The sequence below is a fragment of the Dyella japonica genome, from assembly GCF_040545895.1.
GTDB classification, from domain to species: Bacteria; Pseudomonadota; Gammaproteobacteria; order Xanthomonadales; family Rhodanobacteraceae; genus Dyella; species Dyella japonica_D.
Map to the genome: position 1 here is coordinate 58,411 of NZ_JBEPMU010000003.1, position 23,656 is coordinate 82,066.

General features: G+C 64.0%; 23 protein-coding genes. 7 read left to right on the forward strand and 16 right to left on the reverse strand.

Annotated features, from left to right (window positions below; translation table 11 throughout):
• Nucleotides 1-16: 16 nt before the first annotated feature.
• The 4 genes from ABIC75_RS10460 to gloA form a co-directional block, all read right to left on the reverse strand.
• Nucleotides 17-721, reverse strand: a complete 705-nt coding sequence (locus tag ABIC75_RS10460; RefSeq protein ID WP_354013801.1) for an aspartate/glutamate racemase family protein — start codon at nt 719-721, stop codon at nt 17-19.
• Nucleotides 722-766: 45 nt separating this feature from the next.
• Nucleotides 767-2,137, reverse strand: coding sequence for an amino acid permease (locus ABIC75_RS10465; protein ID WP_354013802.1), 1,371 nt, complete (start codon nt 2,135-2,137; stop codon nt 767-769).
• Nucleotides 2,138-2,168: 31 nt separating this feature from the next.
• Complete coding sequence (locus tag ABIC75_RS10470; RefSeq protein WP_354013803.1) at nt 2,169-2,819, reverse strand: rhomboid family intramembrane serine protease; 651 nt, start codon at nt 2,817-2,819, stop codon at nt 2,169-2,171.
• A gap of 141 nt (nt 2,820-2,960) precedes the next feature.
• A complete protein-coding gene (gloA, locus tag ABIC75_RS10475; protein ID WP_354013804.1) occupies nt 2,961-3,488 on the reverse strand; it encodes a lactoylglutathione lyase in 528 nt (175 codons plus the stop codon).
• A gap of 99 nt (nt 3,489-3,587) precedes the next feature.
• On the opposite strand from gloA, the gene ABIC75_RS10480 reads away from it, so the two are divergent.
• Nucleotides 3,588-4,229, forward strand: coding sequence for an NAD(P)H-binding protein (locus tag ABIC75_RS10480; protein WP_354013805.1), 642 nt, complete (start codon nt 3,588-3,590; stop codon nt 4,227-4,229).
• A gap of 72 nt (nt 4,230-4,301) precedes the next feature.
• Here ABIC75_RS10480 and ABIC75_RS10485 read toward each other — a convergent pair whose 3' ends face one another.
• From ABIC75_RS10485 to ABIC75_RS10495, 3 genes are all read right to left on the reverse strand, one after another.
• Complete coding sequence (locus tag ABIC75_RS10485) at nt 4,302-5,018, reverse strand: C40 family peptidase (protein WP_354013806.1); 717 nt, start codon at nt 5,016-5,018, stop codon at nt 4,302-4,304.
• A 230-nt stretch (nt 5,019-5,248) separates the two neighbouring features.
• The gene (locus tag ABIC75_RS10490; protein ID WP_354013807.1) at nt 5,249-5,986 is read right to left on the reverse strand and encodes a YggS family pyridoxal phosphate-dependent enzyme; all 738 of its coding nucleotides are present in this window, start codon (nt 5,984-5,986) and stop codon (nt 5,249-5,251) included.
• 106 nt (nt 5,987-6,092) lie between these two features.
• Complete coding sequence (locus tag ABIC75_RS10495) at nt 6,093-7,517, reverse strand: M20 family metallopeptidase (RefSeq protein WP_354013808.1); 1,425 nt, start codon at nt 7,515-7,517, stop codon at nt 6,093-6,095.
• Nucleotides 7,518-7,716: 199 nt separating this feature from the next.
• Between ABIC75_RS10495 and ABIC75_RS10500 the strand changes: the two genes are divergently transcribed.
• From ABIC75_RS10500 to ABIC75_RS10515, 4 genes are all read left to right on the forward strand, one after another.
• A complete protein-coding gene (locus tag ABIC75_RS10500; protein WP_354013809.1) occupies nt 7,717-8,070 on the forward strand; it encodes a ComEA family DNA-binding protein in 354 nt (117 codons plus the stop codon).
• Between the two features lie 106 nt (nt 8,071-8,176).
• A complete protein-coding gene (locus ABIC75_RS10505; protein WP_354013810.1) occupies nt 8,177-8,656 on the forward strand; it encodes an SET domain-containing protein in 480 nt (159 codons plus the stop codon).
• Nucleotides 8,657-8,661: 5 nt separating this feature from the next.
• A complete protein-coding gene (locus ABIC75_RS10510) occupies nt 8,662-9,201 on the forward strand; it encodes a GNAT family N-acetyltransferase (protein ID WP_354013811.1) in 540 nt (179 codons plus the stop codon).
• Complete coding sequence (locus ABIC75_RS10515; protein ID WP_354013812.1) at nt 9,198-9,767, forward strand: HutD family protein; 570 nt, start codon at nt 9,198-9,200, stop codon at nt 9,765-9,767. The genes ABIC75_RS10510 and ABIC75_RS10515 overlap by 4 nt, the downstream gene beginning before the upstream one ends.
• Before the next feature lie 1,037 nt (nt 9,768-10,804).
• On the opposite strand, the gene ABIC75_RS10520 is transcribed toward ABIC75_RS10515, so the two are convergent.
• From ABIC75_RS10520 to ABIC75_RS10550, 7 genes are all read right to left on the reverse strand, one after another.
• Nucleotides 10,805-11,725, reverse strand: coding sequence for a hypothetical protein (locus tag ABIC75_RS10520; RefSeq protein WP_354013813.1), 921 nt, complete (start codon nt 11,723-11,725; stop codon nt 10,805-10,807).
• On the reverse strand, nt 11,707-13,920 hold the full coding sequence (locus ABIC75_RS10525; RefSeq protein WP_354013814.1) for a M1 family metallopeptidase: 2,214 nt from the start codon (nt 13,918-13,920) through the stop codon (nt 11,707-11,709). The genes ABIC75_RS10520 and ABIC75_RS10525 overlap by 19 nt, the downstream gene beginning before the upstream one ends.
• Before the next feature lie 75 nt (nt 13,921-13,995).
• Entirely contained in the window at nt 13,996-15,639 is a 1,644-nt protein-coding gene (locus tag ABIC75_RS10530; protein ID WP_354013815.1) for a sulfite reductase subunit alpha, read from the reverse strand.
• Entirely contained in the window at nt 15,636-16,607 is a 972-nt protein-coding gene (locus ABIC75_RS10535; protein ID WP_354013816.1) for an FAD:protein FMN transferase, read from the reverse strand. The genes ABIC75_RS10530 and ABIC75_RS10535 overlap by 4 nt, the downstream gene beginning before the upstream one ends.
• 41 nt (nt 16,608-16,648) lie before the next feature.
• Nucleotides 16,649-17,461: a DUF4198 domain-containing protein gene (locus ABIC75_RS10540; protein WP_354013817.1), complete on the reverse strand. Its 813-nt coding sequence runs from the start codon at nt 17,459-17,461 to the stop codon at nt 16,649-16,651.
• Nucleotides 17,462-17,479: 18 nt separating this feature from the next.
• Nucleotides 17,480-17,995, reverse strand: a complete 516-nt coding sequence (locus ABIC75_RS10545; RefSeq protein ID WP_354013818.1) for a DUF2271 domain-containing protein — start codon at nt 17,993-17,995, stop codon at nt 17,480-17,482.
• 105 nt (nt 17,996-18,100) lie between these two features.
• Nucleotides 18,101-18,745, reverse strand: a complete 645-nt coding sequence (locus ABIC75_RS10550) for a PepSY-associated TM helix domain-containing protein (protein ID WP_354013819.1) — start codon at nt 18,743-18,745, stop codon at nt 18,101-18,103.
• Between the two features lie 234 nt (nt 18,746-18,979).
• Here ABIC75_RS10550 and ABIC75_RS10555 point away from each other — a divergent pair, with 234 nt between their 5' ends.
• Both ABIC75_RS10555 and ABIC75_RS10560 read left to right on the forward strand, forming a co-directional pair.
• Nucleotides 18,980-19,669 carry a response regulator gene (locus tag ABIC75_RS10555; protein ID WP_354013820.1) on the forward strand — a complete coding sequence of 230 codons (690 nt, stop codon included), beginning with the start codon at nt 18,980-18,982 and terminating at the stop codon, nt 19,667-19,669.
• Between the two features lie 41 nt (nt 19,670-19,710).
• Nucleotides 19,711-21,132 carry a sensor histidine kinase gene (locus ABIC75_RS10560; RefSeq protein WP_354014342.1) on the forward strand — a complete coding sequence of 474 codons (1,422 nt, stop codon included), beginning with the start codon at nt 19,711-19,713 and terminating at the stop codon, nt 21,130-21,132.
• A gap of 136 nt (nt 21,133-21,268) precedes the next feature.
• Here the strand turns inward: ABIC75_RS10560 and ABIC75_RS10565 are convergent, their stop codons facing one another.
• Entirely contained in the window at nt 21,269-22,678 is a 1,410-nt protein-coding gene (locus tag ABIC75_RS10565) for an aspartate aminotransferase family protein (RefSeq protein WP_354013821.1), read from the reverse strand.
• 49 nt (nt 22,679-22,727) lie between these two features.
• The gene (locus ABIC75_RS10570) at nt 22,728-23,432 is read right to left on the reverse strand and encodes an MtnX-like HAD-IB family phosphatase (RefSeq protein ID WP_354013822.1); all 705 of its coding nucleotides are present in this window, start codon (nt 23,430-23,432) and stop codon (nt 22,728-22,730) included.
• Between the last annotated feature and the right edge of the window lie 224 nt (nt 23,433-23,656).

Here is a 23,656-nt window from a genome sequence, read left to right on the forward strand (position 1 = left end):
ATCATGGCGGCACGAATTACTTCGCGCCTTTCTCCAACGCGAATGCCACGGCGGCTTCGGCATGCAGTGCAGCCGTGTTGAACAGCGGCAACGACACATCGTCCTGACTGAGCAGCAAGCCAATTTCGGTGCAACCGAGAATGACGCCCTGCGCACCGGCCGCGATCGATTCATTGATGATGGTGCGATAGAACTCTCGCGACGCATCGCTGACCACGCCCGCGCACAGTTCGTCGAAGATGATGCGATGCACTTCCGCACGTTGCGGCTCGGAAGGCAGCAGGCAATGCACGCCGTATTTCTCCTCCAGGCGTGATCGATAGAAAGCCTCGTTCATCGTAAAGGCGGTGCCCAGCAGCAACACCGAGTTCAAGCCCTGGGCGACGATGGCCTCGCCGGTAGGATCGGCGATGTGGATGAACGGCAGCGCCGTTGCCGCCGCGATCGCATCGGCCACCTTGTGCATGGTGTTGGTGGCCAGCACGATGCATTCGGCGCCGGCCCCTTGCAGTCGACGCGCCGATGCCGCCAGGGCCGCACCCGCCGCATCCCAGTCACCCGCGCGCTGCAGGGCGGCGATCTCGCTGAAATCGAAGCTGTCGAGCAGCAGCCTGGCCGAGTGCAGCGGCCCGCATTTGTCGCGGACGCTGCGGTTGATCCACTGGTAGTAGATCAAGCTGGATTCCCAGCTCATGCCGCCGATCAAGCCGATGGTGCGCATCTGAAGACTCCATGAGTTGCAGGGCAGAGCCTGCCTCTCGGGAGTCTAGCCGCGCTCGACAGCCTGCATGCTTGTCCTGACATCGAACAGGCGGTAGGTGATTGCCAGCAAAGCGACCCAGCTTGCGCCGATATAAAGCGCCACGCGCGTATCGGGACTCACGCCCAGCATCACCACCACAAAGCCAAGAAACGCCAGGCAGACGATGCCGCTCAACGGCCACCAACGCAGGCGAAAACCCGCAGGCGCCTCGCCGCGTGCACGCAGCTGGCGACGGAAGCTGTAGTGCGCGAGCAGCACCATCGTCCACGTCCACACGGTGTTGAACGAGAGAATCGACATCATCATGCCGAACACCTTGGCCGGCAGCAGGTAGTTGAGCAGCACGGCCAGCAGCAGCACCGCCAGCGTCACCAGGATGGCGCGCACCGGCACGCCCTGCTCGTTCACCACACTCAGCGCCGCGGGCGCCTGTCCCTTGCAGGCCAGGCTGTACAGCATGCGGCTGCCGCTGAAGGTCGTGCAGTTGAAGCCCGAGAGCGCCGCCGTGATCACCACGAAATTGATCAGGCCAGCCGCTTGTGGAATGCCCAGCTTGGCGAACGTGGTGACGAACGGGCTGCCGTGCTCGCCCAGGCCCGTCCATGGATAGATGGCCATGATCACGAACAGCGCACCCACGTAGAAAATCAGGATGCGCCACAGCACCGAATTCACCGCGCGCGGGATGGTGCGCTCGGGCTGCGCCGCTTCGCCGGCAGCGATGCCTACGGTTTCCACGCCGCCAAACGAGAACACTACCACTGGCAACGCCAGCACCATGCCCAGAACGCCATGCGGAAACCAGCCGCCGTTCGACCAGAGGTTCGACAATCCCGTCGGCTGCCCGCCATTGCCCCAGCCGAGGAAGATGATGGCCAGGCCGCCGGCGATCATCGCCAGCACGGTGAGCACCTTCACCAGCGTGAACCAGAACTCCATCTCGCCGTAGATCTTCACCGTGAGCAGGTTCAGGCCACCGATCATCACCACGCTGCCGAGCACCCAGATCCAGCGCGGCCAATCGGGAAACCACTCGTGCATGTACGCGCCCACGGCGGTGGCCTCGGCCATGCCTACGCCCACCATCAGCAACCAGTAATTCCAGCCGGTGACGAAGCCCGCAAACGGACCGAGGTAACGCTGCGCATAGACGCCGAAGGAGCCGGCGACCGGATCGCGCACCGTCATTTCGCCCAGCGCGCGCATGATGATGAAGATCATCACGCCGCCAAACAAATAAGCGAACAACACGGACGGACCGGCCAGCTTGATCGCGTCGGCGGAACCGAGGAAAAGGCCGGCGCCAATGGCCATGCCTAGCGCCATGAACGTGATGTGGCGCGGCGTCAGTCGACGCTGGAGATGCTGGGTCATGGGAACGGCCGGAAGACTGCGAATGTCGCGATCAGCGCCAGAGTTTGCGCTGCGGCTTGATCGGCAACTTGCCGCGCCAGTACTGGATGAGGATGAAACCACCGAGCATGCCGCCCAGGTGGGCGAAGTGCGCGATGCCCGCCTGCGTGCCGGTCACGCCCATGAACAATTCAGCCAGGCCGTAGAGGGTGACGAACAGCCAGGCGGAGATGGGGATCGGCAGGAAGATGAGGATCATCTTCTCGTGCGGGAACAACATGCCGAACGCCAGCAGGATGCCGAAGATGGCACCCGACGCGCCCAGCGTGGGATAGAAACCGCCGGTGAACCAGTTCACCACCACCAGCTGCGCCAGCGCGGCCACCAGCAGGCACACGAAGTAATAGACGATGAAGTTGCGCGTACCGAACACGCGCTCGATCTGGCCGCCGAACATGAAGAGCGCCAGCATGTTCGAGAACAGATGCGTCAGGCTGCCGTGCATGAAGGCATAGGTGACCAGTTGCCACGGACGGAAGCCCACCGACACCAGTCCCTGCGCGCCCTGCGCCACCTGGTCCGGGCCCCACGGCCACAAGGCGAAGTAGGTCAGCAGCGTTTCGCCCATCACCTGCTGCAAGAGGTAGACCACCACGTTGGCGATCAGCAGGTTGCGGGTGACGACAGGAAGGTCAAACGGCATATCGGGACAAATCCGCGAGGCGATCTACCCAAGCGTAACCGTAGCGGCGCAGCGCCGCCATGGCCGTCCGACCTGGAAACCAGGGTGTCGGAAACATGGGAGCAACGAAAAGCCGCCCTGCGATGGCAAGGCGGCCCGGGGTCAGGCGATGAACGCTGCCGGCTGAAGAATCTCGATCCAGTAGTCGTCAGGATCACGAATGAAAGCGATGTGCTTCATCCGCCCATCGGTCAGGCGCTTCTGGAACGTCACGCCCATCGCCTCGAAGCGAGCGCAGGCTTCTTCCACGTTCGGCACGGAGACGCACAGATGGCCGAAGCCGCGCGGATCCGCGTTGCCGTGGTGGTAGCGGAACGCCTCGTCATGTTCGGTGCCGTGGTTGTGCGTCAGTTCCAGCACGCCCGGCTGGCCAAGCACCCACTGCAGGCGGGCGGCATCGTCCTCGGGAATGACCGAGCGGTCCGGCACCAGCACCAGGTACACGATGGTGAAGGCCGCTTCGGCAAAATCCTGGCGGTGGACCGGCGTGAAGCCGAGCACGCGCGTGTAGAAATCGAGCGAGCGAGTCAGATCCTTCACGCGGATCATGGTGTGGTTGAACACGTAGCCACGGGTGGCGGCTTCGGGCGTCTGGACGCCCGGCATGTCGAGCAAGGGGGAAAGCGACATCCACTTCTCTTCCGGGAAAAACGAATTCTCAACATGGGGTTCATCCCGAACCAGGCAACCCTTCCGCTGCAATAACGATCATCGCCATAGAATGTCGCCATGACCACAGCGCCACGCCATGTCCTGCTTGCCGGTGCCACCGGGCTCACCGGGCGGAAGCTGCTCGCGCTGCTGCTCGAGGACGACAGCGTGGCGCACGTTTACGCACCGACGCGTCACGCGCTGCCACCCCATCCGAAGCTGGAAAATCCGGTGGGCATGGTCAGCCACCTGATTGCGCAATTGCATGGCCAGGCCGACACCGTGTTCTGCTGCCTTGGCACCACCATTCGGCAAGCCGGTTCGCGCGAAGCCTTTCGCATGGTCGACTACGACTTGCCGCTGTCACTGGGCAAGCATGCGCGCGCGCTCGGCGCCAGCCACTATCTCGTCATCAGCGCGCTGGGCGCAGACGCGTCCTCGCGCCTGTTCTACAACCGCACCAAGGGCGAGCTTGAACTTGCGCTGCAGAAACAGGAGTGGCCGCGACTCACCATCGTGCGGCCGTCGCTGCTGCTCGGCGCGCGCCACAAGCCGCGCATGGGCGAGGTATTCGCCGCTCCTTTCTCACGCGTACTGCCCGGCCGCTGGCGTGGCATCGAGGCAGGCACCGTGGCCACGGCGATGTGGCGCCTGGCCAAGGCGCCCGGTAGCGGCCTTCGCATCGTCGCCTCGGACGAGCTTCAACAGCTCGGCAGTTGAGGGCGGGCGCAACGCGCAGGCATAAAAAAAGGCCGCCCCGTGGGCGGCCTTTGACTGACGGTGACGTCCAAATCAGCTGCGGACCAGCGCACCCGGGCGCTTGGCGCCGGCGAAACGCTGTGCCCAGTAAGACTGGTCCAGACTGTCCACGCGCACGGTCTTGCCGCGCGAGGGCGAATGGATGAACTGGCCGTTGGCGATATAGATGCCCACGTGCGAAATGCGGCCCTGGCCACGCTTGCCCGCGGTGCGGAAGAACACCAGGTCGCCCGGCTTCATCTCGCTGCGGTTGACCTGCAGGCCAGCCAGGAACTGCGAGGCGGAGTTGGTCGGCAGATCGAGGCCAACAGCATGGGCGAACACGTAGCGGACAAAGCCGCTGCAATCGAAACCGGTGGACGGATCGTGGCCGCCGCGCACATAGCGGATGTCGCGCAGCTGCATGGCCATGCCGATCAGGGTCTTGCGCAGATCGGAGGTGTCGTTGGCGAGCGCGGCGACTGCATCGACGCCGGAATCCGGCATGCCGTCGCCATCGGCGTCGTCTTCATCGACCGGGCCAGCCGACTTGTCGGCCGAGGCCTTGGTGGCGAGCTGGGCGGGAGCGGCGGACTGGGCGAGCATGGCGGCCGGCGAGAACAGCGACAGCGGGCCCATCAGGTTCGGTGTTACGGAGGCCGACGACGGCGCGGTGGCCGGAGTGGCGGTGAGTGGATCAGCGAAAAGCGGAAGGGAAGTAAGCAGTGCACCAGCAAGCGCAGCAGCGGCGAAAATTCGCTTCGTTGGCATGTGGGACAAATCCCTTTGCAGTTCGTGAGTTACGCCGCCGGTGGATTGGCGGGCCGTGATGGAGCCGTGAACTTAGCAAAGAGATATAGATCGTTTGTTCGGACGCGGTTAACTGTACCCCGTCGTTTCGAAATCTGGCACGACCTATGCTTGGTGCTTAGAACGTGATAAATGATTGATTTCTCAATGAAAACTGTGTCAAATTGGTTACATATTGATCAATTAGTAAACTAAATATTCAATTCGGTACCGTACGTTTCTGGGATGCGTCTCACACCAAAAATGGCGGTGCCGACACGAATTTCGGTCGCACCCTCGGCGATCGCGAGGGGGAAATCCCCGCTCATACCCATGGAAAGGTGTGCCAAATCATGGCCATGGTCGCGCTCCGCATCGCGCAGCAGGCGTAGCTGGCGGAAGCAGGCGCGCACTGCCTCGGGGTCGTCTGACTGCACGGCCAGCGTCATCAACCCGCGCACCCGCAGGCGGTCGTACGCGCGCAACGCGTCAAGGAAGGGCGACAACTGATCGGCAGGCAACCCGTGCTTGCTCTCCTCTGGCGAGGTCTTCACTTCGATCAGCACGTCGATGGCGCGGTCTTCGATGTCCAGGCGTCGCTGCAACGCCTCGGCCAGCTCCAGCCGGTCAAGCGACTGCACTTCGCTGGCCAGGCGCGCCACGTCCTTGGCCTTGTTGGTCTGCAGGTGACCGATCACCACCCACTCGATCGGCTCGCCCGCCAGCGCTTCGGACTTGCTGCGGATCTCCTGCACCTTGTTCTCGCCGAAACGGCGAAGGCCCAGCGCCATGGCGGCGCGCACCACCTCGGGGCCAAAGGTCTTGCTCACGGGAAGGATCGATACCTCGGCCGGATCGCGCCCAGCCGCACGGCATGCCGCGTCGACGCGCTCACGCACGGACGCCCAGTTCTCGGCGAGATGGGAAATGTCGTTGCTAGGTTCGGACATCGCTGACCCCTGCAAAGTCCGCACGGGCATCGGTCCGGTCGTTACCGGCGTCCTGCGCGGACAGGAAACGCATCGCCCCGGCGGATGGCCGGGGCGACGATCACGGTCAGGCCTTGGCGCCCTGCGCGTAGTGATGAGCAACCACGTCGGCCACCACCATCGACACCTTCTTGCCGGTGGGAATGTGCAGGAACTCGTTGGGGCCGTGCGCGTTGGAGTGCGGGCCAAGCACGCCGGTGATGAGGAACTGCGCCTTCGGGAACTTCTCGCCGAGCATGCCCATGAACGGGATGCTGCCGCCCTCGCCCATGTAGGCAGCCGGCGCGCCGAAGTAGGTTTCCGAGGCCTTGGCCACGGCCTCTTCCAGCCACGGCGACAGCTGCGGCGCATTCCAGCCGCTGCCGTCCTTCTCCAGCTTGAAAGTGACCTTGGCGCCGTACGGCGGATCCTTTTCCAGTAGCTGCTTCACCAGTTGGCCTGCCTTGGCGCCGGATAGCGTCGGCGGCACGCGCAGGCTGAGCTTTACCGAAGTCTTGGGACGCAGCACGTTGCCCGCGCTTTCCAGCGGCGGCATGCCGTCCACGCCGGTCACGGCCAGCTGCGGGCGCCAGGTGCGGTTGAGCACGAGTTCGGTGAGGTCTTCGGTGACCGGGTGCATGCCTTGCACGAACGGGAACTTGTCGTAAATCGCCGTGCCGAGCGCTTCGGCCGACTTCTTGGCCTGGTCGATGCGCTGCTGCGGAATGTCGACGTAGAGTTCCTTCGGCTTGATCGTGCCGGTTTCCTGGTCTTCCAGGCGGCTCAGCAGCTCGCGCAGGATGCGGAAGCTGGAAGGCACCACACCGGACGCATCGCCCGAGTGCACGCCCTCTTCCAGCACCTGCACGGTCAGCTCGCCGCCGGTCATGCCGCGCAGCGAGGTGGTGAGCCACAGCTGGTCGTAGTTGCCGCAACCGGAATCCAGGCACACCACCAGCGACGGGTTGCCGATGCGGTCGGCCAGATGATCCACGTAGTACGGCAGGTCGTAGCTGCCCGATTCCTCGCAGGCCTCGATGAGCACCACGCAACGTGCGTGCGGCACGCCCTGCTCATGCAGCGCCAGCAGAGCGGCCAGCGAACCGAAGATGGCGTAGCCGTCGTCCGCACCGCCGCGGCCATAGAGCTTGTCGCCCTTCAGCACCGGCGTCCACGGACCAAGGCCTTCGGCCCAACCCGTCATCTCCGGCTGCTTGTCGAGATGGCCGTACAGCACGACAGTGTCGTCGCCCGTGCCCGGCACTTCGATGTAGATGAGCGGCGTGCGGCCTTCCAGGCGCACCACCTCGAGCTTGGCGCCGGGCAACGAGGACAGCTTGCTGCGCGCCCAGGTTTCCATCAGCTTCACCGCGGCGTCCATATAGCCGTGCTCCACCCACTTGGGATCGAACATGGGCGACTTGTTGGGGATGCGGATGTACTCGATCAGCTGCGGCACGATCTCGTCATCCCACAGTCCGCTGATGAAACGGTTAAGGCGAGCGGTATCCATGGACGACTCCTACAGCGGTGGGAAAAGGCCGCCATTGTATCAGCCGGCCTGAAGCGCCTGCGGCGGCACCAAGGCCCACGCACGATCACGCGCAATTCCAGCGCAGCCATTCCACCGTACCGACAGCCTGCGAGGTGGCGGCTGGAACACAGTCGTCGGGCGGCCGGGAGGCGGCCGCATAAACCATGGAGGAATCATCATGATCAAGCAGATCGCAGCAGCATTGTTGGCATTCGCGCTGGCCTGGCCGGCCTTCGCGTCCACGCCCGTCAACGTCAACACGGCGGATGCCGCCACCCTGGCCAACTCGCTCGATGGCATCGGCCCGTCGAAGGCCGCGGCCATCGTGGCGTACCGGGAAGAGCACGGCCCGTTCAAGTCCGTCGACGACCTTTCGCACGTCAAAGGCATCGGCCCGGCCACCCTGGAACGCAACCGCAGCGCCATCCTGGTGGGTGACGCCGATGCTGCGGCCAAGCCTGCTGCCAAACCCGCTGCCAAGGCCGCGCCAGCCAAGGCTGCGCCCAAGGCCGCCAAGTCCGCCGGGCAATAACCAAACCACGTCAAGTACTTGCGTACACAAATGGCATCCGGCCGGGTATGGAAACCCCGGCCGGATGCGCCTACACTCGCCCGCCTTGCCATCGGTTAGGGCTGCCATGATTGTTCCGCGTTACCGCATAGCCGCGTCGAACATCGCCGGCGCGGGTCAGGGGTTGTTCTTACTCGATGACGTTCCCGCCGGACAGATCGTTACGGCGCCGGACGCCATCGACCGCACCTATCGCCACGACGAGCTGGTCAGCTCGCCGGAGCTTTCGGCGCAGCTTTATGCCAGTGCCCGCTGGTTCGAGGACCGCTATACCGTGTCCCCTGACTGGCCGGACGAGTGCTACATCAACCACAGCTTCGAACCGTCGGGGCTGTGGCATCTGGGTTTTGTGTTTGCCGCGCGCGACTTGCCGGCAGGCACGGAGATGACAGTGGATTACCGCCACCTGTTGCCTCCGGGAGAGGAAGAAGCCTTCGTTGACGCTGCCACCGGGCAGAAAATCGTGGGCATGCCATGGATCGAAAGCCTTCGGACGAGCACTCACGCTTTGGCGGCCCTGCTCGATGGCACCCGACTTGCTTGCTGAAGATCATGATCGACATACCTGTCATTGAAACCGCGCGACTGCGCCTTACCGCTCTGGCCGAGCGCCATTTCGACGATTACGCCGCCATGCTGGCCGACCCGGCCAGCACTCGCTGGATCGGTGACGGGCAGCCGCTGGACCGCACCAACGCCTGGCGGTCGCTGGCCATGCTCATCGGCCACTGGCAATTGCGTGGCTACGGCATGTGGGCGCTGGAGCTGAAGGACACCGGCGAGTTCATCGGCCGCGCCGGCCTGATGCGCCCCGAGGGTTGGCCCGACCTGGAACTCGGCTGGATGCTCAAGCCCGACTTCCGTCACCACGGCTACGCCACCGAAGCGGGAAGCGCCATCCTCGACTTCGCCTGGCATGCCCTGGGCGCGCCGCGGGTCATCAGTTTGGTGAAGGTCGGCAACGAAGCATCGGACCGCGTCGCCGAACGTCTGGGCGGCGAGCACATTGAAGACATGGATTTCTTCGGGGCGCACAACCACGTCTTCGCGTACTACCCGCCCTGCCCCGAGAAGCGTCGCGCCTGGGCATGAGCCAACTGCTCCGACTGCCGGCTGAAAGCCTCCACGGCGCTCCCTGCGCCAAGGGCACGGCCGTCATCACGAACATTGCCCGCGGGCCAGATGACGACGCCTGGCAGTGGCAGATGTCTTTGATCGGCATGGAGCATGAGGTGGATTTTCCAGCACATGCTGACCTGCGCCGGCACTTCGTGCCCCTGGACGCCCCGGTGGCCATCGCCTTCGCCGATGGCCGCACCCAGCACCTCACCCGCTTCCAGATCGCCCAGTTCGACCAGCACAACGAACCGCAGGCCTGCCTGCCCACTGCGCCGACGCGCACCTTCAACCTCAAGCTGCGCGGCGAAGCGCAGGGCGAGCTGATGGTCCGCCCGCTCAACGGCGCGATGGTGCTGCTGGCACCGTCGGGCTGGCGCTGGTTCCTGCTCTTGCTGTCCGGTCGCGCCAAGGTCATCGCCGACCATCGCTCCCAGCCATTGGAAGCGAACGACATGATGTGGATCGACCCGATCCCCAGCCACCCGGTGCGTATCGAAGGCGGCGGCGAGATCGTGCTGGTTCGTCTTCCCACAGCCTGAGAGCCGCCAACAAGACTTGGCGCCAACCCGCTCGTCATTCCAGCAAAAGCTGGAATCCAGCGTCTTTGGCACGCAACGAAGTCACTGGATCCCGGCTTCTCTGAGTTGACGGCAGTTTTGTCAGCGATTCCAAGTCCTCGTTCCTGCACTTCGGAAACGAAGTCGGCATTGGATATTTGCCAGATGCGCGGCCATCACCTGATCGTTGATGCGACTGATTGGCGCCCTACTTTCTGTTGAGAATTTCTCCGGCTCTCAACGCTTCCAAACTGAGAATCAGGTGCATCCGAATTCCGCGAAGGCCTGATCGAGCTCATGCGTCGTTATGTGGCGTTTGTCCATTTCGCTGGCGGAAAGGAATCGCGCCATCCGGACCTGACTACAGTTCAAGAACTTTCCGCCCTCCTGAAGTATCTGCCTCGGACTCGGTTGCTCTCCGACGGAAATGGTCTTCACCAACTCTCCATCGGCACTTCCTGGAAGGCGCGGAGGCCCTTGAGCTGGCGAGCCTCCGCGAACGTATTTGAGCATGGGATTTTCGTACGACGAACCGGCGGAAATGGCTTCCCGAGGCAGGTCAACGCTTCTCGGACTGTCCGCCTCTCTCGCCTGTTGAGGCTCATCGGACCGTGGAGCATCCAACGCCTCGGGTACAGGCCTTCTCACAAAACTCCTGGACGGAGACAAGCGAAGTGTGGCGTGTATCGCCGCCGGATTTTCATGCAATAACGCGGCACTGCGAGAGAGCGGCGGCTGCGGCAGAAACACGAGCTGCAGTGCACCAGTCCGAGTCAATATCTTCGCGCGATCTCTCGAATACTCCGGAGCCAGAGGCATCGTCAGGTACACGAGGATCAGCAGATGAAGCAAAGCAACGACTGCCAAAGTCGCGCCCTTTCTTAGAGCATGCTTCCAATGCCGTATCAGCCGCACTCCCTTCGCCCGTCTGTCGAACGACGCGATGGTGGAGTTGACACCTCATGGCCGGCGTTGGTTCCTGCGTTTGTGGTCCGGCTGTCGCATCACTCCCTTCGTCCCTACAAGCTGGACCGCCTGCCCAAGCCCAGCGAGCGGCCAACATCCGCCAGCGCGAACAGACGTGCGATGCGCATCCATCCCAGCGCAACGACCACCCATTGGCTGAGCAGGAAGCCCCACACCAAGCCCTGCGTTCCCACCGATACCGTGTGCGCACGCAGCAGCCCGAAGGCCAGTGCGATAGCGAAGCCCAGCGCCGTAATCAGCAGATAGGCGAGCAAGGTGGACAACGGCCGGCGGACGAGCTGCAACAAGCCGCGCACCATGGCGACCGTGGCCGAACGCAAGCCGACATCCGCAATGAACGATGCACGCGCCGATTCCACCCATGCCTGCGCCAGCACGATGACGATGCCCGCCGCCCACCACGCCATGTGCTGCGCGTTGTCGGCCTGCGACTGAAGCGTGGCGAGGTCGCCGCGGTCGTTCGCGCGATCGAGCCCCAGCTGGATCAAGAAACCCGCCAACGCGTACGGCAGCGCCGACCAGAGCATCAGTCGAAACATGCGGCCGTACTCGGTCAAGCCACCCTGCAGAAGCTGACCGAAGCCAAGCGTGCGCCCCGCCCGACCGCTCGCCACCACCATGCCGTTGAGCCATGGCAGCCAGAGCAGCATCAGGAGCACGCTGGCCAGTCCTGCGCCGTGCAGCGTGGCGTGCTCGTGTGACAAGGCCACGACGACATCACTGAACATCAGCCCGTCGAACTGTCGTGCCCACGCATGCGCATGGGTGGAGTGATCGAGCAAGGCACCCAGCGATTGCAGGAGCGGAAGCGCCGCCACGGAAGTCGCAACAAGCGTTGCCAAGATCCACAGCAACAGCAGCCTCCACTGCAATGCTGCAAATGGCGCCAGCGCCACCGCACCCACATCCACGCGACGAGAACTCTTGTAGGCCATCACAGCGTCACCAGGCATGCGTAAAGTGCCTGCAGCGCGGCCGCCAGGTCGGCGGTCCAGCGGCGCGAGGCGGAGGCATCGGTTTTCACCGTGCGGCTGTCGTTGAGCTTGTTCTCGTCGAGCAGGATGTTCCGGTCCGGATCGAGTTCCGCCGAAACCGCCGCCGTATCGCCGGTGAAGACGAAGCGCGCCCAACGACGGTCGTCGTCCCAGTGAACGTCGACATGCGAGCCGCCAGCAAACGTCACGCGCAGGATCTGCGGCACGGCCGCACCTTCGCGCACCACCGTCACCGTACTGCGTATGGGAAAAGCGCCCGCCTCGGTTTTTCCCGCGTGAGGGTGGGTTTTCTTCCAGGCTTCGTCCGCCTTCGCTACCTGCTCGTAGCGGTCGTCGTCCGTCAACTCGACGCGCTGGCCGTTCTTCATCCAACTGCCTGCTTCGGGCAACACCCTGCTGATATCGATCGATGCGACGCGATCATCGATGCGGGCCGTGCCATAGACGAACTGGTCGAATATCTCGTCGACCGCACGCGCGTTGCCCGAAACGTCGATCAACGTCGCGCGAAGATCCGCCACGGACGGATGGCGGAAATGCCAGCGCCGATAGTATTCGCGCATCGCGCGCGCCATCACGTCCTTGCCCAGGCGCTCTTCCAGATCATGCATCGCCGTGGCCGTGCGCGAATACACGGTGCCGTAGCTGGAACTGGAATAGCGATCCCAACTGTTCTGGCCAAGCGGATCGAATGGATGCGACAAACCGGCATCCAGACGTTCGGACGTGAACACATCCATCGACGGCGTGATGCCCGCGCGCCGCAGCCAGGTGCTGGGCGTGAGTACGCGCTGGTTGCGGTCTCGCAGCATGCGTTCGTCCCAATACTCGTTCATGCCTTCGTCGAGCATCGGCTCCTCGAATTCGTTCGAGGCAAGCAGGCCGTAGAAATAGCCGTGGCCGAATTCGTGGATGGTCACGAAGTCGATGTTCCACTGGTCCATCGTGTCCTTGTCGATCTCCTTGTCGCCCTCGGCGGTGAAGAAGGTCGGATACTCCATGCCACCGGCCTCATCCGCATTGAAGGGCGGCACCACGGCCGTCACGGTGCGATACGGATATGGCCCCAGCGTGTCGGAGAAATAACTGAGCGAGTCCAGCGTGGCCTTCAACACGAGCTGCGCGCTGGCAACGTACTCGGGCGGATAGATCACGCGCACCGCCACCTGCGGACTGCCCGGCCCGTGCCAGCTGCCGTCGAGCGTGCGAAAGCCCTTGGCGGCGACCCATGCAAAATCGTGCACGTCGTTCTGCACGAAGTGGTAGGTGGTCTTGCCGTTCTGTACGGACGGTTCGTCCTGCTGCGCGCCCACCGCACCCACGGTGTAATCGGAGGGCACCGTGAGCCGCACATCGTAGCTGCCGAAGTCGGCGTAAAACTCGCTGTTGAAATGGAACTCGTGCACGTTCCACTGCACCTGCGTGGCGCCGCGTTCACCCGGCAGTTCGAGCACGCCGATCTTGGGAAACCACTGCGCCACAAGATTGAAATCGCCCCACCAGCCAGTGCGCTCGATCACGCGCGGCAGCTGGCTGGTGAAATCGACATCCAGCGTCAGCGTGCCGCCGGCCGGCACGGGTTCGGCGAGGTCGATGGCGGCCACGGTCTGGTCAGTGGCCGGACCATCGTCGGGGTGCACGAAGCTCCACTTCAGCGCCGCGTTCCCCTGTTGCACGCTGGCGAGGTCGATCCAGCCCCACTCGCCCTTCTTCGGTGCAGCGTTTCCTCGCGAATGGCCATGCGCGGTAAGCACGTTGCGTTCGGTGAAGAAGGTGCTGCCTTCGTTCTGGAATGCATTGAGGTAAAGGTGCAAGTAAATGCGATTGACGGTTTGCTGGCTGCGATTGCGCCAACGCAGCTGCTCGCTGCCTTTCACGCTGTGCTTGCCGGCATCCAGTTCGGCATCGATGCGATAACTTGCGACGCGATCGGAAAGCGTAGCCTCACTGCCTGTGCGTATGCCGCCCCATGCATCCGGCGCGCTGGGTTCGCGCGGTGCCGCAGCGTGCGGCTTGGCCATCGGAATCACCGCCGGCACGGTCGCTACGCTGCTCGCGGGTGCCGGAACATCCTGCGCGTTTACCACGGCCGACAGCGTCAAACAGGTCAGCGCCAACCAAAGACGTGACGCGCCTTGCGTGCGTGTTCCCATGTAACCCTCCCCCGAAGGAGTGCCAGCCTGCGGCATCGGCGCATCGCACTCCTATAGGCCAAAGGTCACGGCAACTCAATACACGTCGCGACGGTAACGTCCTGCCTCGCGCAACTGCTCGACCGTCGCATCACCCAGGGCTTCGCGCAGAATGGCATCGACGCCAGGCGCCATGCCTGCGAGGCTGCCACACACATAGATGGCCGCGCCTCGTTCAACCCATGACTGCAATACATCGGTAGCGGCGCGCAGACGATCCTGCACGTAGACGCGCGACTCACCCTCGCGCGACCAGGCCAGGTCGACTCGCTCGAGCCAGCCTTGCTGCTGCCACTGAAGTATCTCGTCGCGATGATAGAAATCACGGGCGGACTCGCGCTCACCGAACAACAACCAGTTGCGTCCGCGTCCCGCTTCCACGCGCGCCTTCAACAGCGCACGCAATCCCGCCAGCCCCGTGCCATTGCCGATCAGCACCAGGGGTCGATCGTCGACCGGCGCATGAAAGCCGGAATTGGTGCGGATGCGAAGCGCAATGTCGCTACCGACATCCGCATGCTGGGTGAGCCAACCCGAACCGATACCCGGCGAACCGTCGTCCCGCTGCATGCGGCGCACAAGCAGGTGCACCGCACCGTCCGATGGCACGGAGGCAATGGAGTATTCGCGATGCGGTAACGCCTGCAAACCTGCCACCAGTTCCGTCAACGGATTCTGTTGTGCGTCACCAAGCTCCGGTAGATGGCTTGCCGACAACCACTCACGCAAGCACGCCCGACGCCCATGGTGTTCCACGACCGCATTACCGTCGAGTGCATGCGTTGCGAGCCATCGTTCGACATCGTCAACCGCATGCCGCGGACCGATCTCCACCAAGTCGCCCGCCTGCCAGTTCGCCGTGCCCTCGAGCGGGCACAGCGCCAGATGGAAGCATGGACCACCCGTGCTGTGCGGATTGAGCAACGTACGTTCGATCAGTTGCCACCGCTGATAATCGGGGGCCTGCCAATCCGGCAACTCGCTCGCACCGGAAAGCAGCGCGAGGTGATGCTGCCAATGACGCAACGCCGCCGCATCGCTGTTGTCCACTTCCACCGGATCGAACAGCAGCGTCGCGCCGCTTTGCTGCAGCCAGTGCTGGAGCGCGCGGCCAAACCCGCAGAAATCGTCGTAGTCGCGATCGCCCAGTGCCAGCAGCCCGTAGCGAAGCGAATCAAGCGATGCAGGCGCGCGCATGAATTGTGTGACGAAACGCGCGGCGCTGTCCGGTGCATCGCCCTCGCCGGTGGTGCTGACGACGAACAGCACGCGCCCGGCACCGACCAGCGTTTCCATATCCAGGTGACCGAGCTCGATCAGTCGCACCGACTCGCCCGCGGTCTGGAGACTTTGCGCCGTTTGCCGCGCCCATTGCTCGGCATTGCCGGTCTGGCTCGCATAGGCAACGAGGATGGCGCTGTGCTCCCGGGCATCGGCAGGCGCCATGTGTTCGGCCATCCGTCGCGCAATGCTGCGACGATGCCGGCCTAGCCATGCGGTAAATCCGGCCCACAACGACAGCACAAAGACCGCGCCCCACCAGCGTGACGTGCCCGGATCGTGCCACTCCCATTCGCGCGCATGCAGCGTCATCAACGCGACGATCAGCACGGCAAGCAAGGCGCAAAGCAGCACATTGCCCCAGGCGGGACGCGTCGATGTCGCAGGCGATGCACTCATGACGCCAGCGCAGCCTCGAATGCCGGCGACAGGCGCTCTTCCAGGCCGTTTGCACCGTGCACGATGAACATCACCGCAAGGCCGTGCTCCCTGGCGTAAGCCATGCCTGGCTCCGGCCCCAGCACCGTCATCAGCGTGCCCATGGGATCGGCCTGCATCGCATCGCCAGCCAGCACGCTGACGGAGGCCACCGTATGCGGCACTGGCCAACCAGTGCGCGGGTCGATGTGATGCGAGTAAGTCACCCCATCGGCAGCGAACTGGCGGCGGTAATCGCCGGAGGTGGCGATGGCGCGTCCCGTAAGGCAAACCACCTGACTGAGCTGGTCGGCGTACTGCACGGCGCCGATCGCCGCACCGGGACGTTCGATACCGATGCGCCACGGCGAGCCGTCAGGCTTGTTGCCCTTCCCTTTCATCTCGCCGCCCACTTCGACGAGCCACGCGTCGAAGCCGGCACCATCGAGCAAGCGACCGACAAGGTCGACGCTGTAGCCCTTGGCCACCGATGAAAGATCCAGATAGATACCGCCGGGCTGATAGACGCTGTGCGTGGCGGCATCCAGTTTCAGATGCCACCAGCCGATGCGCTCGCGCGCGGCGTCGATGGAGGCGCGCGACGGCGGCTCGCGTCGCGCGCTTTCGGGGCCGAAGCCCCAGAGATTCACTAGCGGGCCCACCGTGGGGTCGTACGCGCCGTCGCTGTCACGCGCCACCTGCAAGGCATGCTTCACCACCTCGAAACACTCGGCCGGCAGCACGTGCCACGTGCCGGCTGGCGCAGCGTTGAAACGCGACAGTGACGAGGTCGACTTGTACGTACTCATCTGGCCGTCGACCAGATCCAGCACGGCCTGGATGCTGCCCGCGTACGACGCCAGCGATAGCTCCGCCGGCATCACCGCGCGCACCGACCAGAACGTGCCCATGGTTTCGCCCTGCACGGATTGCACGACGAGATGACTCATAGGCACCACACTGTTCCGATCGATAGCGCTTGCGTGAGGCATTACTGCGGCAGCACTTCCAGCGTGGCGGCGTACGAGAGTCGACGCACCTTGGCCTGCTTGATGCTGGACTTGTTGTCCTGTGTGCTCGCGTTCACCCAGTACATGCCGGCGTGCGGCCACGTGATGCTGAACTTGCCGTCCTTGTCGGTGGTGACGCCGATTTCTTCCTGCGCATTGCGGTAGCGCGTTTCGCCGGGAATGGCCATCACCTTGAGGTTGGCGGCCGGTTTGCCGTCGATCAGCAGCTGGAACGTGGCCGCCTCGCCCGAAGCAAGATCGGTAACGTGCGTGACCGGCACCAGCTCCAGGCCCTTGCCGCTGGGCTTGAGCGCGCCGTCGCTCGGCTTGCCGTTGGTCACGAAGGTTTCCGTGCGGTTGATCGACTCGGAAACTTCCACGTTCTTCGCATTGGACGGAATCGACTTGGCCAGGTCGGCAGCGTCGCCGCGCCAGCGCTTCTTCTGGCCATCCACTTCGTAACTGGCAAACAGACCACCGTTCACGGCGGCGATCTTGTACGTGCCGGCTTCGGTCAGATGCACGTCGAACACGCTGCGGTACTGGCCGGTGAACGCGTTTTCCAGTTTGGCCGTCTGGCCGTCCGGTTGGGTGATGACGATGCGATCCAGTTGCACGGGCATATGATCGGCGCTGAATAAATCATCGGACATGGCGGCGTCGACCGTGACCCAGGGATCGTTGCCCGCCACATTGGAGGCCGATGGCAACAACCACAGCTTGTGCGCCTGCGCCGAGAGCGGCAACACCAGTGCCAGGGCCAACGCGCTCCACTTCAACGAATGTCTGCTCATGGGGTTGTGCTCCTTCAATTACGGGGCAAGATCGACTTTGACGGCGCCCAGTTCGCTACTGCCCTGGCCCGCCAGTTGTTGTGGCGCGGCGGCAGGCCAGGTGAAGGGCACGCGAACGACTTCGCGACCGCCCGATTCCCGGGCCGCTTCGACGACGAGGTCGTACTTGCCCGGCGCCAGTGCGTTGAGCGGCGCCTTGCCCTCGTGGAAGCTCAACTTCTGGTCGCCCGCCGGACGCGTGGCACCGGATACACCGTCGACCGGCATCTGCAATTCACGGCCACCTCGACGCCACCATTGACGCAGCTCGGGCAGCCACTTGGTGCCAGCGCCTTCCTTCGAATCCTTCTGCGCGTACCACACAGCCAGTTGCGCCGCGACGGAATGGTCTTCGCGCTCCACCCACACGGCGGTGTACGGGCGGTGATATTCCGCCACGTTGAGCTGCGGAATCTGCACGGTGACATTGAGATCGGCCGCGGCGACCGGAGTGGCCAGCAGGATCGCGGGAAGAGTCAGGGAAAGGCGGCGCATGAGGTCCTCGGTGAGACGCGAGAAGAAGAATCGAAAACGTTTGAAGGCATGATCGGCGCACGGCAGGTGATGATCATCTTCATGCTCGTCTGCTCGCTTTCCATGTCAGTGGATGAAGATCAGCGCGAGCACCAAGGGCAGCACCAGGCCAAACGCGACCAGCGGCCAGGTGGCGCCGCGTTGTGCGGCGTGCATCTTCAGCAGAAGCAAGCCAGTGATCGAGAAGATCACGCAGGCCAGAGCAAACACGTCAATGAACCAGCCCCACGCAGGCCCCGCGTGCCGGCCTTTGTGCAGATCGTTGAGATAGGCGATGACGCCGCGCGAGGTGCGTTCGGTCTCCACCTTGCCGGTTTCGCGATCGATGCTCAGCCACGCATCGCCACCCGGACGCGGCATCGAAAGATAGATTTCATCGGAAGACCAATCGCCGGTGCGGCCGGCCACGTCGATGTCGAGCGTGGCACCGACCCAGTCCGCCACCGCCGCAGGCAAGGCCACGCCCTTGCGTTGGTCATCGCCGCTCACGGCCTTGAGCAAGGCGGCGGGCAATTGGGCGGTGCGATGCACGGTGGCGGCCTGCGCCTCGATCTGGCCGGCATGGTTGAGCGTGAAACCCGTGATGGCGAACAGCAGCATGCCCACCAGGCACAGCGCGGAGCTGATCCAGTGCCACTGATGGAGCTGCTTGAGCCAGAACGCGCGGCTCGATCCCATCCGATTGTTGTGCGACCGCGCCGCTGATTCCATGCCTGCCTTTCAGAGCCTTTGCATCATCTCTCTTGGATCAGCGCCAAACCGCGTGACGGGCCATGCAACCGAGTCGCGCGCCCGCTGTCTCAACGTCCAACAGGGCGCTAAGCTTCCCATCGTCCGGGCAGCCTGCTCCTGATATAGAGCCAGAATGTTGCCACAAATGAGAATCACTCGCAATTCAATGATGATGGCTTGCGCGCCGACCCGTCGCCTTTTCCGGAAACCGATATGCGCATACTGATTGCCGAGGATGACCCCTCGATTGCCGCCGGCGTCAGCGCCTCGCTGCGCCAGGGCGGCCACGCGGTGGACTGCGTGACCGATGGCGCCAAGGCCGACGTCGCGCTGCGCGACACGCCGTACGACCTGCTCATCCTCGACCTGGGGCTGCCCAACCTCGATGGTGCCGACGTACTGCAACGTCTTCGCAAGCGCGGCACCGGCCTGCCCGTGCTGGTCATCACGGCCCGCGAAGGCCTGCGCGAACGCGTGCGCGTACTTGATCTGGGCGCCGACGACTACCTCGTCAAACCTTTCGCACTCGCCGAATTCGAAGCACGCGTGCGCGCCCTGCTGCGCCGCTACACGTCGCAAGGCGCACCCGAACTCACCATCGGACGGCTGCGGCTGGATCTTCCCGGTCATCGCGCCTGGATCGACGATAAACCGCTTGAACTCACCGCCCGCGAATTCGGCCTGCTCGAAGCCCTGGCTGCACGCCCCGACCGCGTGACCAGTCGCGCGCAACTGGTCGAAGCGTTGTGCAGCTGGGACGAAGAACTCACCGACAACGGCCTGGACATCGCCATCTATCGCCTGCGCCGCAAGCTCGCCGAGTCGGGCACGCAAGTGCGCACCATCCGCGGCCTCGGTTACCTGCTGGAAGAAGTGAAGGAAGGCAAGGAAACGAAGGCATGAGCGAAACGGCGCGGAAGCAGGACGATTCGTGGCTCTATCGGATGATCGAGCCCGACGGCCGGCCCAGCCTGCGCCATCGACTGCTCTCCTCGCTGCTGGTGCCGCTGATGATGTTGCTGGTGGTGGAAAGTTTGATCACCTATGGCGGCGCGCTGATCTATTCCAACCACGTGCACGATCGCGACCTGGGCGACGACGCGATGACGCTCGCCCAGATGCTCAGCCAGGAAGACCTGGGCGGGCAGATCTCACCGCAGGCGCGCTTCCTGCTCGAATACGCGCCAGAAGGCCACAACTACTTCAACGTGAGCAGCCAGAAGCACGGCCTGCTGGCGGGTTCGCCCGAACTGCAGCCGGCACCGCTGAGCGGCGCCAGTTCCGACGGCGAGCCGGCGCTGTACACCACGTCGGTCTACACGCCCACGCAGAAGTACCGCGAACTGCGCGCCGCCACGGTGCGCATCCCGAACCTGCAGGACCCGAGCGACCAGCTCACGGTCACCATGGCCGAGACGTTCCATGATCGCCACCAACGCGCGCGCGAAATCCTGCTGCTCAGCATTCCCGCGCAGGCCTTGCTGATCGCCAGCGTGTTCTTTCTCGTGCTCTACGGCGTGCGCGTGGGCCTGCGCCAGCTCGATCCCCTTACCGCGCGCCTCGCCTCGCGCGAGCACGATCTGGCGCCGATTGGCGATGCCGATGTGCCGGTGGAAATCCTTCCGCTCACGCGCACCATCGACGGGTTGTTCGCGCGCCAGCGCGGCATGCTCGCCTTGCAGGAGCGCTTCATCGCCGACGCCGCGCACCAGCTCAAGACGCCGCTGGCCGGGCTGCGCGTGCACGTGGAACGCGCGCAGATCGATCCCAGCAAGGAAACGGTGACCGATGCCTTGCAGCACATCTTGCGCCTCACGCAACGCGCCAGCCGCACGTCCAGCCAGTTGCTCGCGTTGACGCGCGCGCAGTCGCCGGACCTCAACGAAACCGCGCCATGCGTGTTGCTCGATCTCGCGCAGGTGATTCCCGAATTGCTGGGCGTACGCGTACACGACGCCATCGCCGCAGGCGTGGACCTGGGTTACGAAGGGCCGGCCGGCCCGGTATGGATCGATGCCGACCGCCTTTCGCTGCAGGAAATGCTCGACAACCTGATCGACAACAGCCTGCGCTACGCGGGCCGCGGCAGCATCCTCACCATCGGCGTATCGGTGTTGAGCGAAGGCCCATGCGTCAGCGTGGAAGACAACGGCCCCGGCGTACCGCCCGCCTTCCTCGAACGCCTGGGCGAGCGGTTCTTCCGCGTGCCCGGCATGACGGAAGAAGGCACCGGCCTGGGGCTGGCCATCGTGCAGCGCATCGCGCAGCGCCATCACGCCAACGTGCGTTTCCTCAACGGCAGCAGCGGCGGTTTGCGCGTGGAAGTGGTGTTCCCGCCGGCGCGCACGTCGCGAACGCCGGACTGAACGCACGCGCCATCCTCCGCACAAAAAAATACGGCGATGCATGCGCACCGCCGTTGTCACACTTCCCCTGCATGGGAACGACTTGAGACAAACCATAGAACGACGCCGCGGGTTTTCACCCGCGGCGTCGTGAGGATTACATTGCCTTCTTGGCCTTGGTCAGCAACTGATCGAGCAGCGCGATGGCCAGGTCGATTTCTTCGTGCGTGATGTCCAGCGACGGCGCGAAGGTGATCACGTTCTTGTACCAGCCACCCACGTCGAGCACGAGGCCGATCTTCTTGCCGTTGTGCTCCAGGTCGCCGGCCAGGCCGATGTCGACCATCTTGTCGAGCAGCGCCTTGTTCGGCGTGAAGCCGTCGTCGGTGCAGATCTCCGCGCGCATGGCGAGGCCGAGGCCGTCCACGTCGCCGATTTCCTTGTGACGCTTCTGCAGGTCGCGCAGGCCTTCGAGGAAGTGCGCGCCCTTCTTCGGCACGCTGGTCTCGTAGTCCAGCTCGTAACCCATCTTGATCACTTCCAGACCCAGCGCGGTGCCGAGCGGGTTGGAATTGAACGTGGAGTGCGTGGAGCCCGGCGGGAAGATGGTCGGGTTGATCATCTCTTCGCGCGCCCACAGGCCCGACAGCGGGTTCAGGCCGTTGGTGAGCGCCTTGCCGAACACGATGATGTCCGGCGTCACGCCAAAGTGCTCGATCGACCACAGCTTGCCGGTGCGCCAGAAACCCATCTGGATTTCGTCGACCACCATCAGGATGCCGTACTGGTCCAGCACCTTCTTCAGGTCCTTGAAGAAGTTCATCGGCGGCAACACGTAGCCGCCGGTGCCCTGGATCGGCTCGACGTAGAACGCGGCGTACTCAGCCTGATTGACCTTGGGATCCCACACGCCGTTGTATTCGGTCTCGAACAGGCGCGCGAACTGGCGCACGCAGGCATCGGAATATTCTTCCGGCGTCATGCCCTTGGGGCGGCGGAACGGATAAGGGAACGGCACGAACATCGCGCGCTCGCCGAAGTGGCCGAAGCGGCGACGGTAACGGTAGCTGGAGGTGATCGACGAAGCGCCCAGCGTGCGACCGTGGTAGCCGCCTTCGAAGGCGAACATCAGGCTCTTGCCGCCGGTGTAGTTGCGCACCAGCTTGAGCGAATCTTCCACCGCCTGCGCGCCGCCGACGTTGAAGTGCACGCGGCCCTTCACGCCGAACTTCTGCTGCGCGTCGACCGCAATGGTCTTGGCCAGCTCGATGCGGGTCTGGTGCAGATACTGCGAAGCCACCTGCGGCAGCACGTCGATCTGATTCTTCAGCGTGTCGTTGAGGCGCTTGTTGCCGTAACCGAAGTTCACGGCCGAGTACCACATCTGCAGATCGAGGAAGCGCGTGCCGGCGGTATCGATCATCCAGCTGCCTTCGCCGTGGCGGAAGATCTTCGGCGGATCGACGTAATGCACGGTGTCGCCAAAGGAGCTCCACTCGGCCTCATCGGCCAGCAGCTGCGCGTCGGGAATGACCACGCCAGCGGCGTTCTTGTCGTAAGCGTTCATCAGGGAAATCCGGAATCGATCAGAAAGGGGTGGAACGGGCGAGGCCCGTTCAGGGAATCGTGACGGCCAGGGCAGGTTCGCCCGGCGTGTGTTCGGCCAGCAGGCTGCCGTCGAGCAGACGGGGCAGCAGCTCCAGCGCGTCCTCGAAGCCGGTGATCGGCACGTAGGGGATGCCCGCGGCGCGGCAGTGTTCGATCAGGCGGTGCTTGGCGAACACGAAATCGACGCGGTCGGCGGCACAGAAGTCCGAGGCACCGTCGCCGATCAGCAGCGTCTTGGTGCCTGTCTTGGCAGCTTGTGCCGCCACGGCGCACTTGCACGTACCGCTGCGGCAGCCGTCCGCCTGAAATGGCGAGGTGAGCTGCCACTGGCGCGGCGGCGTCGCCGGGGCCAGGTGATTGGCGGCCAGCGGCAGATCGTCCAGGCCGTAACGACCAAGGATCTTGTGGATGGCGTAATCGAGGCCGTCGCTCACCACGCGCAGCGGGGTCGACAGCTCGCGCGCCCTGGCCACGAAGGCCGGGAACGCGTGGTCGATCCACAGCGAGGAGAGATGCTTGTCCAGCTCGTCCTGGGTCATGTCCAGCAGACCCACTTGCCCGGTCATGCATTCGCGCGAGCCGATGCGGCCGGCACGCCAGTCCTGCTCAAGCGTTTCCCAGCCCGGACGGCCGAAACGGTCGAGCAGCGAGTCGATCACGTCCTCGACGGAGATGGTGCCGTCGAAGTCGCAGAGGATGGTCCAGCCTGTCACTCGGTGAAGCTCCGCTAATGCAGTGTGAGGACAAGACTAGGAAGACACCCCTTTCGGCCCCCTTTCTTTCCGAAAGATGCTGCGCAAAAAGAGGTACCCTGATGTCGGCCATTCAATAAGCTAGTTGAAGGCTTGCTCCGGTATGCTAGGGAACTCCCTGGCGTGCCGTTGCTCAAACCTCAGGAATTTCGTGCTTCAGCGTCGAAACAACCCGGATCTGCCGA

Excerpts from the sequence above, each read along its gene's own strand:
- ABIC75_RS10460 (WP_354013801.1), bottom strand. The coding sequence starts at position 721 with ATGCGCACCATCGGCTTGATCGGCGGCATGAGCTGGGAATCCAGCTTG.
- ABIC75_RS10465 (WP_354013802.1), bottom strand. The coding sequence starts at position 2,137 with ATGACCCAGCATCTCCAGCGTCGACTGACGCCGCGCCACATCACGTTC.
- ABIC75_RS10470 (WP_354013803.1), bottom strand. The coding sequence starts at position 2,819 with ATGCCGTTTGACCTTCCTGTCGTCACCCGCAACCTGCTGATCGCCAAC.
- gloA (WP_354013804.1), bottom strand. The coding sequence starts at position 3,488 with ATGTCGCTTTCCCCCTTGCTCGACATGCCGGGCGTCCAGACGCCCGAA.
- ABIC75_RS10480 (WP_354013805.1), top strand. The coding sequence starts at position 3,588 with ATGACCACAGCGCCACGCCATGTCCTGCTTGCCGGTGCCACCGGGCTC.
- ABIC75_RS10485 (WP_354013806.1), bottom strand. The coding sequence starts at position 5,018 with ATGCCAACGAAGCGAATTTTCGCCGCTGCTGCGCTTGCTGGTGCACTG.
- ABIC75_RS10490 (WP_354013807.1), bottom strand. The coding sequence starts at position 5,986 with ATGTCCGAACCTAGCAACGACATTTCCCATCTCGCCGAGAACTGGGCG.
- ABIC75_RS10495 (WP_354013808.1), bottom strand. The coding sequence starts at position 7,517 with ATGGATACCGCTCGCCTTAACCGTTTCATCAGCGGACTGTGGGATGAC.
- ABIC75_RS10500 (WP_354013809.1), top strand. The coding sequence starts at position 7,717 with ATGATCAAGCAGATCGCAGCAGCATTGTTGGCATTCGCGCTGGCCTGG.
- ABIC75_RS10505 (WP_354013810.1), top strand. The coding sequence starts at position 8,177 with ATGATTGTTCCGCGTTACCGCATAGCCGCGTCGAACATCGCCGGCGCG.
- ABIC75_RS10510 (WP_354013811.1), top strand. The coding sequence starts at position 8,662 with ATGATCGACATACCTGTCATTGAAACCGCGCGACTGCGCCTTACCGCT.
- ABIC75_RS10515 (WP_354013812.1), top strand. The coding sequence starts at position 9,198 with ATGAGCCAACTGCTCCGACTGCCGGCTGAAAGCCTCCACGGCGCTCCC.
- ABIC75_RS10520 (WP_354013813.1), bottom strand. The coding sequence starts at position 11,725 with ATGCCTGGTGACGCTGTGATGGCCTACAAGAGTTCTCGTCGCGTGGAT.
- ABIC75_RS10525 (WP_354013814.1), bottom strand. The coding sequence starts at position 13,920 with ATGGGAACACGCACGCAAGGCGCGTCACGTCTTTGGTTGGCGCTGACC.
- ABIC75_RS10530 (WP_354013815.1), bottom strand. The coding sequence starts at position 15,639 with ATGAGTGCATCGCCTGCGACATCGACGCGTCCCGCCTGGGGCAATGTG.
- ABIC75_RS10535 (WP_354013816.1), bottom strand. The coding sequence starts at position 16,607 with ATGAGTCATCTCGTCGTGCAATCCGTGCAGGGCGAAACCATGGGCACG.
- ABIC75_RS10540 (WP_354013817.1), bottom strand. The coding sequence starts at position 17,461 with ATGAGCAGACATTCGTTGAAGTGGAGCGCGTTGGCCCTGGCACTGGTG.
- ABIC75_RS10545 (WP_354013818.1), bottom strand. The coding sequence starts at position 17,995 with ATGCGCCGCCTTTCCCTGACTCTTCCCGCGATCCTGCTGGCCACTCCG.
- ABIC75_RS10550 (WP_354013819.1), bottom strand. The coding sequence starts at position 18,745 with ATGGAATCAGCGGCGCGGTCGCACAACAATCGGATGGGATCGAGCCGC.
- ABIC75_RS10555 (WP_354013820.1), top strand. The coding sequence starts at position 18,980 with ATGCGCATACTGATTGCCGAGGATGACCCCTCGATTGCCGCCGGCGTC.
- ABIC75_RS10560 (WP_354014342.1), top strand. The coding sequence starts at position 19,711 with ATGATCGAGCCCGACGGCCGGCCCAGCCTGCGCCATCGACTGCTCTCC.
- ABIC75_RS10565 (WP_354013821.1), bottom strand. The coding sequence starts at position 22,678 with ATGAACGCTTACGACAAGAACGCCGCTGGCGTGGTCATTCCCGACGCG.